The 12,852-nt window shown below is 61.7% G+C and carries 8 protein-coding genes and 2 tRNA genes; 6 read left to right on the top strand and 4 right to left on the bottom strand.

Annotated features, from left to right (window positions below):
* Window positions 1–117: 117 nt before the first annotated feature.
* Entirely contained in the window at window positions 118–1,833 is a 1,716-nt protein-coding gene (locus tag CRO75_RS14640) for a proline--tRNA ligase (protein ID WP_009042453.1), read from the top strand.
* Window positions 1,834–1,850: 17 nt separating this feature from the next.
* Window positions 1,851–2,804 carry a hypothetical protein gene (locus CRO75_RS14635; RefSeq protein ID WP_097136410.1) on the top strand — a complete coding sequence of 318 codons (954 nt, stop codon included), beginning with the start codon at window positions 1,851–1,853 and terminating at the stop codon, window positions 2,802–2,804.
* A 65-nt stretch (window positions 2,805–2,869) separates the two neighbouring features.
* On the opposite strand, the gene dinB is transcribed toward CRO75_RS14635, so the two are convergent.
* Window positions 2,870–3,934 carry a DNA polymerase IV gene (gene dinB, locus CRO75_RS14630; protein WP_097136408.1) on the bottom strand — a complete coding sequence of 355 codons (1,065 nt, stop codon included), beginning with the start codon at window positions 3,932–3,934 and terminating at the stop codon, window positions 2,870–2,872.
* A gap of 297 nt (window positions 3,935–4,231) precedes the next feature.
* Between dinB and CRO75_RS14625 the strand changes: the two genes are divergently transcribed.
* The 4 genes from CRO75_RS14625 (at window position 4,232) to CRO75_RS14610 (ending at window position 8,795) form a co-directional block, all read left to right on the top strand.
* A tRNA-Met gene (locus tag CRO75_RS14625) sits at window positions 4,232–4,308 on the top strand.
* A 187-nt stretch (window positions 4,309–4,495) separates the two neighbouring features.
* Window positions 4,496–4,572: transfer RNA gene (locus CRO75_RS14620), tRNA-Met, on the top strand.
* A 279-nt stretch (window positions 4,573–4,851) separates the two neighbouring features.
* Window positions 4,852–7,500, top strand: coding sequence for a bifunctional lysylphosphatidylglycerol flippase/synthetase MprF (gene mprF, locus CRO75_RS14615; RefSeq protein ID WP_097136406.1), 2,649 nt, complete (start codon window positions 4,852–4,854; stop codon window positions 7,498–7,500).
* A complete protein-coding gene (locus CRO75_RS14610) occupies window positions 7,500–8,795 on the top strand; it encodes an AcvB/VirJ family lysyl-phosphatidylglycerol hydrolase (protein ID WP_097136404.1) in 1,296 nt (431 codons plus the stop codon). The genes mprF and CRO75_RS14610 overlap by 1 nt, the downstream gene beginning before the upstream one ends.
* A 201-nt stretch (window positions 8,796–8,996) precedes the next feature.
* Here the strand turns inward: CRO75_RS14610 and CRO75_RS14605 are convergent, their stop codons facing one another.
* The 3 genes from CRO75_RS14605 to CRO75_RS14595 form a co-directional block, all read right to left on the bottom strand.
* On the bottom strand, window positions 8,997–10,898 hold the full coding sequence (locus CRO75_RS14605) for a potassium transporter Kup (protein ID WP_097136402.1): 1,902 nt from the start codon (window positions 10,896–10,898) through the stop codon (window positions 8,997–8,999).
* 526 nt (window positions 10,899–11,424) lie between these two features.
* Window positions 11,425–11,625, bottom strand: a complete 201-nt coding sequence (locus tag CRO75_RS32545) for a hypothetical protein (protein WP_143503936.1) — start codon at window positions 11,623–11,625, stop codon at window positions 11,425–11,427.
* 184 nt (window positions 11,626–11,809) lie between these two features.
* A protein-coding gene (locus tag CRO75_RS14595; protein ID WP_097136398.1) for an IS5 family transposase occupies window positions 11,810–12,663 on the bottom strand; the annotation gives its coding sequence in 2 pieces (ribosomal slippage) (window positions 11,810–12,319 and window positions 12,322–12,663; 852 coding nt in all).
* Between the last annotated feature and the right edge of the window lie 189 nt (window positions 12,664–12,852).

Genomic DNA, 12,852 nt, shown 5'->3' with positions numbered 1-12,852 from the left:
CACGCCGGCCTTCATCCGGCGCCCCGACCTCTCCCGGCCGCAATCCTGTACGCCAACGGTTCTCGCCCGTACAATGCTTCGTCATTTCTAGTCTTCAGCAACCGACAACGGCCTACCATGCGCACCAGTCAATTTTTGCTCGCCACACAGAAAGAAACGCCTTCCGATGCGGTCGTGATCAGCCATCAGCTGATGCTGCGCGCCGGCATGATCCGCAAACTGGCCTCGGGCCTGTACACCTGGCTCCCGATGGGCCTGCGGGTGATGCGCAAGGTCGAAGCCATCGTTCGTGAAGAAATGAACGCCGCCGGCTCGCTTGAAGTGTTGATGCCGAGCACGCAGCCGGCTGAACTGTGGCAGGAATCCGGTCGCTGGGAGGAGTACGGCCCTGAACTGCTGCGCTTCAAGGATCGCCATGGTCGCGACTTCTGCGCCGGCCCGACCCACGAAGAAGTGATCACCGATCTGGCCCGCAACGAACTGAGCAGCTACAAGCAGCTGCCGATCAACCTGTACCAGATCCAGACCAAATTCCGCGATGAAATCCGCCCACGCTTCGGCCTGATGCGCGGTCGCGAGTTCATCATGAAGGACGCCTACTCCTTCCACGCCGACCAGGCATCGCTGCAGGTCACCTACGACCGCATGCACCAGGCCTACTGCAACGTGTTCACCCGCCTGGGCCTGAAGTTCCGTCCGGTCGAAGCCGACAACGGCTCCATCGGCGGCGCCGGCTCCCACGAATTCCACGTACTGGCCGAGTCCGGCGAAGACGACATCGTTTTCAGCAACGGCTCCGACTACGCGGCGAACATCGAGAAAGCCGAAGCCGTGCCACGGGAAACCTCGCGCCCGGCGCCGAGCGAAGAACTGCGCCTGGTCGACACCCCTGACGCGAAAACCATCGCGCAGCTGGTGGAAGGCTACAACCTGCCGATCGAAAAGACCGTCAAGACCCTGGTGGTGCACGCCGAGGAAGCCGGCAAGCTGATCGCCCTGATCATCCGTGGCGACCACGAGCTGAACGAAATCAAGGCCGCCAACCAGCCTGGCGTCGCCAGCCCGCTGGTCATGGCTTCGGAAGCCGAACTGCGTGACGCCATCGGCGCCGGCGCCGGCTCCCTGGGCCCGCTGAACCTGCCGCTGCCAATCATCGTCGACCGCTCGGTGGCCCTGATGAGCGACTTCGGTATCGGCGCGAACGTCGACGACAAGCACTACTTCGGCTTCAACTGGGAACGCGACATGCCGGTCCCGACCGTCGCCGACCTGCGCAATGTCGTCAGCGGCGACCCAAGCCCGGACGGCAAGGGCACCCTGGAAATCAAGCGTGGCATCGAAGTCGGGCACATCTTCCAGCTGGGCAACAAGTACAGCAAGGCGATGAAGTGCGAAGTGCTGGGCGAGAACGGCAAGCCGGTCACCCTGGAAATGGGCTGCTACGGCATCGGCGTGTCCCGCGTGGTGGCCGCGGCCATCGAGCAGAACAACGACGAGAACGGCATCATCTGGAGCGACACCCTGGCCCCGTTCCAGATCGCCCTGGTACCGCTGCGCTATGAAACCGAGCAGGTACGCGAAGCCACCGACAAGCTGTACGCGCAACTCACCGCCGCCGGCTTCGAAGTACTGCTGGACGACCGCGACAAGAAGACCAGCCCGGGCATCAAGTTCGCGGACATGGAGCTGATCGGCATTCCACACCGGATCGTGGTCAGCGACCGCGGCCTCGCCGAAGGCAACCTGGAATACAAGAGCCGTACCGAAGCCGAGGCGCAAGCGCTGCCGGTGGCTGACGTGCTGTCCTTCCTCCAAGCCCGTATCCGTCGCTGAAACCAGATAGAGAAGTCATGTTCAAGCGAAACACCTTAAGCCTCGGTGGCGCCGCCTTGTGCGGCGCCCTGTTGCTCAGCGGCTGTGCCAACCAGATGTCGCAACGCAGCGAGCACGAGGAACGTGTCGAGCGCAAATTGCTCGATCACAGCCTGCAGATCGATGTCGGTGAGCCTAAGGTGCTTGAGCTGCCGCAACGCCGGGTACGCATCCACGAGCAGAAGACCTTCGAAGTCACCGAGTTCGAAGTCACGCGTCGCTACGATCGCTACACGCCCTATCAACCCTGGCGGGAGCTCTACGAGATCCCGCTGGGCGCGGTAGCCGTGGTCGCGGGTGTCGGCGCCAACGTGGTCAATGTGTTTGCCCTGGGCAACCTGCCGGACAGCGTCACCAAGGACTGGATCAGCTACGGCGTGGCCGGGCTCAACCCGTTCATGAACGTGCAGTCCCACGGCCGGGCGCAGCAGAACCTGGCGGGCATCGATGAAGTCCAGCGCGACAAGCGCGTGGAGTATTCGAGCCTGCCCTGGAGCGAACGCCCGGTGCAGGTCAAGGCCGGCAAGGAAACCCACGAGCTGAGCACCGACCGCAACGGCGTACTTCGCCTGAACCTGTTGGACAGCCCGTTTTCCGAACAGGACCTGAACCACATCGGCAAGCTGCAGATCAGCGTCGCGGATGCCCAGGACGACGTGCACTCCGACTCGTCGCTGGCCATCAGCAACAATCTGCGCGGCAAGCTGCTGGAAGCGCACAACCTGATCTACGACGACCTCGAAGATGACGAAGTGAGCCAGTGGGTGCACCGGGTCAAGCGTCTCTCCGAACTGGGCCTGGAAGAAGAAGCCAGCGAATTGGAACAGAGCCTGATCGAGCTGACCCGCAACGATCCGGAGCTGCAAAGCGAATTTCTCAAGTCGCTGACCAAGAACGCCGGCCGCCTGGTCGCCGACCCCGGCGCCCACTGACCGGATAACCATCGCGAGCCAGCCTGTTTCCGCACTGCGGGGGTGGGCTGGCTCGCGATGCTGTTTCAGGAACGGCTGAACAACTCCAGTTGCTCATGCCCGCCACGCAGATCCTGCAAACGCACACCAATCCCCAATAGCCGCACCGGCCTGTCCCCGCGCTTGAACGCCTGGGTCAAAAGCTGCCGGTAACTCTCCAGGTCCCGCCCTGCTCCCGCCTGTTCGAGCGTGGTCTGGGTAAAATCGTGAAACTTCACTTTGACGAAGGGCTTGCCCGGACGGTAGCTGCTGTCGATTCGCTCGATCCGGCCGGCCAGGGTCTGCATCAGCTCCGGGAGTTTATCCAGGCAGCTCTGCAGATCGGGCAGATCGACGTCGTAGGTGTTTTCCACACTGATGGACTGCCGGCGACTGTCGTTCTGCACCGGCCGTTCATCGATACCCCGGGCGAGGTTCCACAACCGCTCGCCAAAACTGCCGAACTCGCGCACCAGCGCCAGCTTGCTCCATTCGCGCAATGCCTCGCAGCTGGCGATGCCCAGGCGTCCCAGCTTGTCGGCCGTGACCTTGCCCACGCCATGCAGCTTGTTGACCGGCAAGGCCGAAACGAAGTCCTCGACCTGGTCCGGGGTGATCACGAACAGGCCGTTGGGCTTTTTCCAGTCGCTGGCGATCTTGGCCAGGAACTTGTTCGGCGCCACCCCGGCCGACACCGTGATATGCAGCTGGTTAGAGACCCGGCGACGAATGTCCTGGGCGATTCGCGTGGCGCTGCCGGCAAAGTTGGGGCTGTCGGAAACGTCCAGGTAGGCCTCATCCAGGGATAAAGGCTCGATCAGGTCGGTGTAGTCGCGAAAGATCGTATGGATCTCTTTCGACGCTTCCCGGTAGGCCTCCATGCGCGGCTTGACGATCAGCAGGTCGGGGCACAGCGTCAGCGCATGCCGCGAGGACATGGCCGAACGCACGCCAAAAGCGCGGGCCTCATAGTTGCAGGTGGCGATCACCCCGCGTCGCTCCGCCGAGCCGCCCACCGCCATCGGCCTGCCGGCCAATTGCGGGTCGTCGCGCATTTCGATAGCGGCGTAGAAGCAATCGCAGTCGATGTGGATGATTTTGCGCTGCGTCATATAAAGGCAGAGTTCATGGAAGCAAGAGGTCGATCACAAGACAGGGCGACAGTATCTCACCGAGAACTGTATATAGCACCAGTAGTTTGATTTCTCCCGCCTGCCGCCAGAAGAATCGGAAGATGAATTTATTTTCTCAATCGGTCAAAGCCCCTCAATAGAGCTAAAAGCCTTGTGCAGCATGCCCTCAAGGCCGATCCAGGGCTGCATTTTCACGCTAAGCAATTGAACGAAAACAGTTTTTTCGGTTAATCGGTTGACAGGCCGGCGATCCTCTGTAGAATGCCGCCACACAGACGCGGGATGGAGCAGTCTGGTAGCTCGTCGGGCTCATAACCCGAAGGTCGTCGGTTCAAATCCGGCTCCCGCAACCAAACATCAAAAAAGGCTACTCGAAAGAGTGGCCTTTTTTGTGCGCGCTCGTTTTGTTGTCGCGCAAAACAAAACCCTTTGCAGTACCGGGACTTAACCCGCCTTGCGAGTCATTCAACACTTATTTGACTCAATAGACCATTAACGGTTGACACTCCAGCATTCGTCTGTAGAATGCCGCCACACAGACGCGGGATGGAGCAGCCTGGTAGCTCGTCGGGCTCATAACCCGAAGGTCGTCGGTTCAAATCCGGCTCCCGCAACCAAACAACAAAAAAGGCCACTCGAAAGAGTGGCCTTTTTTGTATCTGTCGAAAAAATCTTTTCGCAACAATGACCTGGCAACCTCCCGTGAACCGTCAGTCACCTCCGCCACTCTTTCCAACCCGCTATGCTCATTGCCAGGCTGCCGCTTGAAAACGCTGGCCGTCCGGGCTCGCAGGGCCATGGTGAGACGCGTTAATATTTGAAACTATTTTTTCTGCAGGGATTGGTAACTTGGCTGGATACCCCCATCCTGTCGCGCACAATCCACGAGGTGATTGATGCGCGCCAACTCGTCTGACTCACAAGACACCGATACCGTTACAGCGAACCAACCGGTTGCGGCCACCCGCTTGCGCTGGCTGGAGCTATTGAGCAAATACCGCCAGCCGATCGGCATGGTGGTGACCCTGCTGCTGTTCGGCATCGCCCTGATTGCCTGTCGTCACCTGCTCAGCGAGCTGGATCTGTATGCCCTGCATGATTCGATCCTCGACGTGCCCAAGCCGGCCCTGCTCGGTGCCCTGGCTGCGACCGTGGTCGGTTTCGTCATCCTGCTCGGCTACGAATGGTCCGCCAGCCGCTACGCCGGGGTGAACCTGCCGCCGCGCACCCTGGCCCTCGGGGGTTTTACCGCCTTTGCCATCGGCAACGCCATCGGCCTGTCGCTGCTCTCCGGCGGCTCGGTGCGTTACCGCCTCTATGCCCGGCATGGCGTGGGTGCCGGCGACGTCGCCCATATGACGCTGTTCGCCAGCTTGTCCCTGGGTTGTGCCCTGCCACCGCTCGCGGCCCTGGCGACCCTGAGCAACCTGCCCGCCGCCTCCGCCGCCCTGCGCCTCTCCGAGGGCCTGCTGGCCAGCATTGCCGGCGCCGTACTGCTGCTCTGCGCGATCCTGGCCATCGGTATCTATCGGCGCCGCCTGCCCGAACAGCCACTGCCGGACAACCTGCTGGTCAAGGCCGGGCGCCGCACCCTGCGCCTGCCGGGACGCCGCCTGACGCTCCTGCAACTGCTGATCACCGCCCTCGACGTCGCCGCCGCCGCCACCGTGCTGTATCTGCTGCTGCCCGAGGCACCGCCCTTCGGCGCCTTCCTGCTGGTCTACCTGCTGGCCCTGGCGGCCGGCGTGCTCAGCCATGTACCCGGCGGCGTCGGGGTGTTCGAAGCGATTCTGCTGGCCGCCTTCGCCGACAAACTCGGTGCAGCGCCACTGGCCGCCGCCCTGCTGCTGTACCGGCTGATCTACGTGATCCTGCCGATGCTGGTGGCCTGCGTCCTGCTGCTGATCAATGAAGCCCAGCGCCTGTTCCAGACCCGTCAATCGCTGCGGGTAGCCTCGGGCCTGGCTGCACCGATCCTCGCGGTGCTGGTGTTCCTGTCCGGCGTGGTGCTGCTGTTTTCCGGCGTGACCCCGGAAATCGACACCCGCCTGCAACACATCGGTTTTCTGATCCCGCACCGCCTGGTGGATGCCTCGCACTTCGGCGCCAGCCTGGTCGGGGTGCTTTGCCTGCTGCTGGCCCAGGGCCTGCGCCGGCGCCTGTCCGCGGCCTGGATATTGACCACCATCCTGCTGCTGGTCGGTGCCGTGCTCTCGCTGCTCAAGGGTTTCGACTGGGAAGAAGCCAGCCTGATGACCCTGACCGCCAGCCTGCTGGCGGTCTTCCGGCGCTCCTTCTACCGGCCGAGTCGCCTCACCGAACTGCCATTCTCGCCGCTGTACCTGGTGGCCAGCGTCTGTGTGCTGGGCGCATCGATCTGGCTGCTGCTGTTCGCCTATCAGGACGTGCCCTACAGCCATCAGCTGTGGTGGCAGTTCACCCTCGACGCCGATGCCCCACGGGGCCTGCGCTCGCTGCTGGGGGCCGCGGTGCTGCTGGTGGTGGTGTCCCTGACCTGGCTGCTGCGCACCGCGCGCCCGGTGATTCACCTGCCCAATGGCGAGGAGCTGGACCGCGCGGCGAAGATCCTCATGGCCTCTTCCCAGCCCGACGGCGGCCTGTCCCTGACCGGCGACAAGGCCCTGCTGTTCCATCCCAACGACGACGCCTTCCTCATGTATGCCCGGCGCGGCCGCAGCCTGGTGGCGCTGTACGACCCGGTCGGGCCGACCCAGCAACGGGCCGAGATGATCTGGCAGTTCCGCGACCTGTGCGACGTCCACCATGCGCGTCCGGTGTTCTACCAGGTGCGCGCGGAAAACCTGCCGTACTACATGGACATCGGCCTGACCGCGATCAAGCTTGGCGAAGAAGCCCGGGTCGACCTGAACCGCTTTGACCTCGAAGCCAAGGGCAAGGAAATGAAGGACCTGCGCTACACCTGGAACCGCGGTACCCGCGACGGTCTGTCGCTGGAAATCCATGAAGCCGGGCAGGCGCCGATGGACGAGCTGAAAGTCATTTCCGATGCCTGGCTGACCGGCAAGAATGTCCGCGAGAAAGGTTTCTCCCTCGGGCGTTTCAGCGAGGACTACCTCAAGCATTTCCGTATCGCGATCATCCGCTTTGAAGGACGTCCGGTGGCCTTCGCCAACCTGCTCGAGACCTACAGCCATGACCTGGCCAGCCTCGACCTGATGCGCGCCCACCCGGAGGCTCCCAAGCTGACCATGGAATTCATGATGGTCGGCCTGATCCAGCATTATAAAAACCATGGGTATGCCCGCTTCAGTCTGGGCATGGTGCCGTTGTCGGGTCTGCAACCCCGGCGTGGCGCGCCACTGACCCAGCGCCTTGGATCGATGGTTTTCCGTCGGGGTGAGCAGCTGTACAACTTCCAAGGGTTGCGCCGTTTCAAAGACAAATTCCAGCCTGACTGGGAACCTCGTTACATGGCCGTGCCCGCCGGACTGGATCCGCTGGTGGCACTGGCCGATACCGCCGCCCTGATTGCGGGCGGCCTGACTGGATTGGTGAAACGCTGATGATTCAACGCTCCTGGCGGTATGTATTAGCCACTCTGGTGGTGTTTGCCCTGATAGCGGGAGGCGGCTATTGGTACTGGAATCGTCCGGCACCACAACCGACCCTGGAACACCTGGCCCAGACCGATGGCTCGACCCTGACCCGCGTCACCCCGGCCGCCCAGGCCAAGGCCCGGGTCGCCGTGGCCGTCCTTGCCGACGAAGCCCTGACCGATACCCAACTCCAGGCCTTGAGCCGCGGCGGCGCGGCGCAGATCGTCCAGGTGATCCTGCCCAAGGACGACTGCAAGCTGCAGGAACAAGCCCTGCAGACCGCCCTCGGCCAACTCGCGGGCCCGGCGACCCTGGTCAGCGGCATAGGCCCTGGCGCCGCCCTGGCCTGGCGCTGGATCGCCACCCAGAACAACGACAAGGCCCAGGCCGTGTCGGTGGGTTTTACCATCAACCCGGCCCCGGGCTGCACCGACCCGTTGCCCAAGACCCTGGCCCACGGCCACTGGCTGGTGGCCTGGAACGACAACCCGGATGACGAAAGCGCCGGCTTCGTGCGTGACACCCCCAATGCCAGCACCAGCATCAGCGACTACGACATTCACCTGCCCCAGGTGCTGAACAACGAGCTGCGCAAGCTGCTGGTGGGTTCGGACAATGGCGGCCTGAACATCCCGGTGGTCGAAGTGCCGGCCGGCCAGGCCAAGGACACCGTGACCCTGTTCCTCTCCGGTGACGGCGGCTGGCGCGACCTGGACCGTGACGTAGCCGGCGAGATGGCCAAGATCGGCTACCCGGTGGTCGGCATCGACACCCTGCGCTACTACTGGCAGCACAAGACCCCGGAACAGAGCGCCACCGACCTGACCGAACTGATGCAGCACTACCGGCAGAAATGGGGCACCAAGCGCTTCGTGCTGACCGGCTATTCGTTCGGCGCCGACGTGTTGCCGGCCATTTACAACCGCCTGCCGGAAGCCGAGCAGCAGCGGGTCGACGCCATTATCCTGCTGGCCTTCGCCCGCACCGGCAGCTTCGAGATCGAAGTCGAAGGCTGGCTGGGCAACGCCGGCAAGGAAGCCGCCACCGGCCCGGAAATGGCCAAGCTGCCAGCCGCCAAAGTGGTGTGCATCTACGGCGAGGAAGAAGTCGACGAAAGCGGTTGCACCGACAAGACCGCCGTCGGCGAAGCTATGAAACTGCCGGGCGGCCATCACTTCGACGAAAACTACCCGGCCCTGGCCCAGCGCCTGGTCAACGTCATCGAGAAACGCCAGGGCAAGGACAAGGTCGCCGAAGAGTGATCTGAATGCCCAGACAAGGCCCCCGCTGCCAACCGGCACCGGGGGCTTTTTCATGCCCTTGGAAACGCGCTTGCAGTGAGTTCAAAGACACGCAGGAGCATCAGCCAACCCACCCCGGCAGGCAGCGGTAAGAGAACCTTCCCCCAACAAAAAAGCCCCCGTCACCGCTAAGGTGACGAGGGCTTCTGCTATCGCGCCCGCTTACATCTCGATCTGCGTACCCAGCTCGATCACGCGGTTCACCGGCAGCTTGAAGAAGCGCAGGTTGCCGTTGGCGTTCTTGAGCATGAAGGCGAACAGCGTCTCGCGCCAGCGCGCCATGCCGACGATCTTGGAGGTGATGACCGTCTCGCGGCTGAGGAAATAGGTGGTGCGCATCGGGCTGAAGTCCAGCTCGTCCAGATGGCACAGCTTCAGCGCTTCAGGCACGTCCGGCTCGTCGGTGAAACCGAAGTGCAGGATCACCCGGAAGAAGCCTTCGCCATAGGAATCCACCTCGAAGCGACGCTGGCTCGGCACCCGCGGGATATCCTCATAGACCACGGTCAGCAGCACCACTTGCTCGTGCAGCACCTGGTTATGCAGCAGGTTGTGCAACAGCGCATGGGGCACGGCGTCGGAGCGCGCAGTGAGGAACACCGCGGTGCCCTGGACCCGATGCGGCGGCTGCACACGGATGCTGTTGATAAAGATCGGCAGCGGCAACGCGCCCTCGCCGAGGCGGTCCATCAGCAGTTCCTTGCCGCGTTTCCAAGTGGTCATCAGGGCGAACAGCACAATCCCCGCCAATACCGGGAAAGCACCGCCCTGGAAGATTTTCGGCACGTTGGCGGCGAAGAACAGCCCGTCCACCAGCAGGAAGCCCAGCAGGATCGGCACCGTCAGCACCGGCGACCATTTCCACAACAACAGCATCACCGCCGACACCAGGATGCTGGTGATCAGCATGGTCCCGGTCACCGCCACGCCGTAGGCCGAAGCCAGTGCGCCGGAAGACTCGAAGCCCAGCACCAGCAGGATCACCCCGACCATCAGCGCCCAGTTCACCGCGCCGATGTAGATCTGCCCCTGCTCCGCGCTGGAGGTGTGCTGGATGTACATGCGCGGGATATAACCCAGCTGGATCGCCTGGCGGGTCAGGGAGAACGCGCCGGAGATCACCGCCTGGGAGGCGATCACGGTAGCCAGGGTCGCCAGGACCACCAGCGGGATCAGGGCCCAGCTCGGTGCCAGCAGATAGAACGGGTTACGCGCCGCTTCCGGGTTCTCCAGGAGCAAGGCGCCCTGGCCGAAATAGTTGAGTACCAGCGCCGGCAGCACCAGGGCGAACCAGGCGCGGGCGATCGGCTTGCGCCCGAAGTGGCCCATGTCGGCGTACAGCGCTTCGGCACCCGTCAATGCCAGCACTACCGCGCCGAGAATGGCCACGCCCATGCCCGGATGCACGATGAAAAACCGCACGCCCCAGACCGGGTTCAGCGCCTGCAGCACTTCCGGATGCTGGGCGATGCCGTAGATCCCCAGCCCGCCCAGGGTCACGAACCACAGGACCATTACCGGTCCGAACAGCTTGCCGATGCGATCGGTACCGTGTTTCTGGATCAGAAACAGCGCCACCAGCACGATCAGCGCCATCGGTACGACCCAGTGCTCGAGCCCGTCGAAGGCAATCTCCAGCCCCTCCACCGCCGACAATACGGAAATCGCCGGGGTGATCATGCTGTCGCCGTAGAACAAGGCCGCACCGATCAGGCCCAGGATGACCAGGACCACCCGCAGCCTCGGATAGGGCGTCGACGCCCGCCGGGCCAGGGCGGTCAAGGCCATGATGCCGCCCTCGCCCTGGTTGTCGGCCCGCAGGATGAACAACACGTACTTGATCGAGACCACCCAGATCAGCGACCAGAAGATCAATGCAAGGATGCCGAATACACCGTCGTGGTTGACCGGAACCCCGTAATGCCCCGCGAATACCTCCTTCAAGGTATAAAGCGGGCTGGTCCCGATGTCGCCATAAACCACCCCGACTGCCGCCACCAGCATCCCCAGGGGCCTGGCCCTGGAATGCTCGCTGCCTACCGCCTGACTACTTGCCTGACCCATCCACCACTCCTACTACCCAGATCGGGGCTTCTTATAAAAGGCATGACATTCAAGACAACGCCAAGCTTGCAAGACTCTCGTGAATGCCAATGCAGCATGCGCCCTTTTACTTATAGTTACAGACGTTCTGTTGACTATAAGAATTCACCTGGGCGCAACGGCGCGAAGCATAGCGCAGCACTCGTCGTATTTCCCTGCATAAAGCTGGTCAAGTGCGTCGGCCATCGCTAGAATTGCGCACTTTTTGATCAGAGGCGCCCCTAGCGCCCGTTCGTCGCCAGCGGTTTTATCCAGATCGCCGAGCGACCCGACACCTATACCGAGGTTAGACATGTCCACCCCTACCGCGCCAGCCAACCCCAAGGTCGGCTTCGTTTCCCTGGGTTGCCCGAAAGATAATCAAAATACACGACTCCTGTAGCCCCACATTTCCGTTCGCTGGCGTATCTTGGTGACTTGGCGCTGGAGGCCCCTTTTTCTGACTAGGCGTCTGGTTTCGTCTTTCGCCGCTGGAGGCGATTAGGAGCTACCTCCCTTCTAGAACACGCACAGGTTTCCCAACCTCGGCCTGAACTGCTGCAAGATGGGATTGTTGACGCTCAATAACATGCATCTCAACTAGTCGAATAAGCTCTTTTAGCTCATAAAGACGATCAAAAGGAAAAGTCATCTCATATTGAAGTTTAAGCCCCAACTCTTCGAAAGTTTCCACTTCTAAAATTGTCACTGACTCAAACTCATTAACATCACTATACGCAACGTATTTGTTGCGCAAATTTATGAGCCTATTATGCTTCTCTAGACAGACCTCATCAGATTCAAAAATACGGCCCGCATCAATTCTTGTCCGACCTGGCCCAGCGGTTATAAAGCACTTGGAGTAAGAATTAAGCACACCTTTAAAATGCGCACTAGGCTCTGTACGAAAAATATTGTCGCAAACACCGCATGGCACAGGCCAATGAGAGCATTGCCGCAAAACTTTTCGCGAGCTTGTCGAAGCGCGTAACGATGCGGCGGTTCTCCTTCAGCCATCCGAACATGCGCTCGATGATGTTGCGCTGGCGGTATTTGGGGCGATCAAACAGTCTGGGTAAACCCGGCCGAGGCTTGCGCTTCATGCTGCGCAACGGGATCACTGGCTGCATCCGGGAACGATCACAGTAGCGGCGCAGGACTTCGGCGTCATAGCCCTTGTCGGCCAGCAGCCAGCGACAGCGCTTACGGGGGCGACCGCGCAGGCTTGGGATGTAAGCCTCATCCAGCAGCAGTTGGGCATAAGCAATATCACTTGCTTGCCCGCCTGATAATAGAAAGCGCAGCGGCACGCCATTGGCATCGCACAACATGTGAATCTTGGTCGCCAGACCGCCCCGACTGCGCCCGAGTGCATGGTCTTGCGGTTCTTCAGGCCCTCTTTTTTCCCGGCGCCTGATGAGGCTCGGGTTGCACGCACGGCAGTGGAGTCGATCATCCAGGTTTCCAAGTCGATCAGGCCTTGCTCGTTCAACCGGATATGAAGTCGTTTGAGCATCTGGTCGAAAGCCCCGTGATTACGCCAGTCGCGAAAGCGTTGATACACCGTTGACCAAGGGCCGAAGCGCTCGGGCATGTCACGCCAGGCAGCCCCTGAACAGAGCCCCCATAGCACGCCGTTGAGCATCAGCCGGTCATCTGCCCGTGGGCGTCCGTTGCGGCGGGTTTCACTGAAGATATCTGCAACCAAATCCCAGGCTGCGTCGGAAAGTTCGTACCGTTTGACCATCGTGGGCTCCTGCCTTTGATGGACGCGGACTCTACTGGATGGTGGTGCTTGAAGGGCTGCAATGAGGTTTCAAAGAATTTCGTACAGAGCCTAGGAAGGTGTAGACAAAATAAACTAAAGTTACCATTTCTTCTGCCTGGACAGCCTCGAAGTCATGCCTAGAATCGGACGCCCGCCCGCGATTACCGC

The sequence above is a fragment of the Pseudomonas sp. LAMO17WK12:I10 genome (assembly GCF_900215185.1).
GTDB lineage: Bacteria > Pseudomonadota > Gammaproteobacteria > Pseudomonadales > Pseudomonadaceae > Aquipseudomonas > Aquipseudomonas chlororaphis.
The sequence above is the reverse complement of the archived record's forward strand: the minus strand, read 5'-3'. Positions and strand labels throughout refer to the sequence as shown.